Below are 2,122 nucleotides of genomic sequence, written 5' to 3'. Positions count from 1 at the left end.
CCGAGCTGGTAAAACAAGGGCCTGCCTGACGGCAGGCCCTAACCAGCCCGAACACAAAAAAACTGATACTCCCCATGCGTTTCCATCCAGCGCCGCTCGCCAGCCCATACCCAGAGTGACCAGGCACGTCATCGATCCCGGCCTCAGTCAGGCAAAGGTCGATGTGCGATATACCTACAAGGACGGCCAGCAACACTCACGAAATTTTCTCGGTGCAGAGCTGCGCATCGCCTGGGAAGACAACGGCCTGGACAACCTTTACAAAACCTTGCAGGACTACAACTATGTCTGTACCGAAAGCCTGTGGGTCGACAGCAAGGCCGTGCGCAGCATAGAGCGGACCTTCAACCGCTTTCACTTGCAGACCCTTGAAGTCACCACCCAGAACAACAACCAGCAAACGGTCACGACCGCCTATAACATTCGGCCGGGCGAGCGTTACTGCATGCAGCCCAACAATTGTCAGCTACCCAGCGAAGTCACCACCCGTTGGCAACGGCTGGACGAGCCTGAGCGGACGCGCACAGAAACCGTCACCTATACCTATGACCTTTACGGCAATCCGCTGGTGCATACACGCGCCGACGGGATCAAAGAAGTCAGCAGCTGGTACCCGGCCGGCGGTGGCGACGGTTGCCCGGCCGATGCGGAAGGGTTTGTCTCCCGACTGAAAGAAAAAGTGGTCAAACCCTCGCCATCGTCGCAGTCCGGGGCCCCTACCCTGTCCACACGTTATCGCTACAGCACGCTGCCTGCACTGACCGGCAGCGAGTTACCCGACTGGATCGTGCCGGAAACCGAAACACTGCTGCAGCTTGAAAGCGATGGAACCTCTGTGGAGTTGCAAAAGATCCTGCTGGAGCATATCAACCAGCCGGACGCGCCTTTCCAGCATGGTCGAACCGGGAGAAATATCGAGTCCCTGAATGGAAAGGACACCGTTACCGTCTACGAGTACAGCCACTCCAGCATCAGTCACAGCAACAGCAACAGCAACAGCACCAATAGCAGCAGCCGCAAGAAAAAGGGTAAGGGCAAGATCAGGATCAAGATCAAAGGCAAGGGCAAATACCGGATCAAGATCAAGATCAAGATCAAGGGCAAAGGCAACAACAAGGGCAAGGGCAACAGCAAGGGCAACAGCAAACACTTGCAGGTCTCGGTACAGCTGATAGAGATCGCCACTATCGGCTTCGACAACACTCGCATGAGCAAGCAGCAACAGCAGTCGTTGTTGACCGGCCAGGTGCTGCTGACCCTGGAAGAAGGCGTGGAGATCCGCTATGTCTATGACGCGCTCAACCGGCTGACCAAAGAAACGATCGCACCGAATTCAAGTGCTGGCTATGAAGCCAGTCGCGAGTACGAGTACACCCTGTGTTCCGATACGGGACAGTGGGCAGAACAAGTGCTGACCGACGCCCGCAAGGTCAAGACCCGCTCTGTCATGGACGGCCTGGGCCGGGCAATACTCGAGGAACGGGACCACATCGACAGCAATGATCTGCAAGCAATGTGCGTGATCCATACAGCGCAATACAACGCCTGGAACAATGTGCAATACGAAACGGATTACGACTGGTTCGACAACCAGCAACTGTTCGCTATGCAAAACACCTACACCTACGACGACTGGAACCAGCAATCTGTCATTGCCTCGGATCACGGCATGCAGACTCACCAGTACCATGACCCCATCGGCAGTAAAGAACATAACGGTCCTGTTCAGAAGACCTGGGTGCAAAGCGGTGACGCAGAACCTCTGATCAGTGGTCGTAGCGAGACCTGGCTGAACATGTTCGGCAAACCGGACAAGATCAAGAGCCAGGACGCAGCAGGAAAAGATCTGGGCTCACAAACTTTTCTCTACGACGGAATTGGACGCTGCACGGAACAGACCGATGCGTCAGACCACAAAACGCAGTTCAGTTATGACGCCTGGTCGCGCATGGTCAGCACACGCTTGCCCGATAGCAGCGAGGCACATCGTGAGTATGAACCGTTCAGCACCACCGAGCTGCCGACCAGCCTGAACGTGATTCATCCGGACGGTATTGAACCGCCCCGGGTTTCTCGGAGACTCCAACCTTTGAGAGGATGGAGCGATGAAAAAACTACCGAA

1 protein-coding gene is annotated in these 2,122 nt (G+C 55.7%); it reads left to right on the top strand.

From position 1 onward, the window contains the following. Positions 1 to 163: 163 nt before the first annotated feature. Positions 164 to 2,122, top strand: a 1,959-nt coding sequence (locus AO277_RS28515; protein ID WP_257214226.1) for an RHS repeat domain-containing protein, incomplete at its 3' end; no start/stop codon positions are given.

This window comes from Pseudomonas amygdali, assembly GCF_002699855.1.
Taxonomy (GTDB): Bacteria; Pseudomonadota; Gammaproteobacteria; order Pseudomonadales; family Pseudomonadaceae; genus Aquipseudomonas; species Aquipseudomonas amygdali.
Note: the sequence above shows the minus strand (reverse complement) of the source record. Positions and strands in the feature narration are given on the sequence as shown.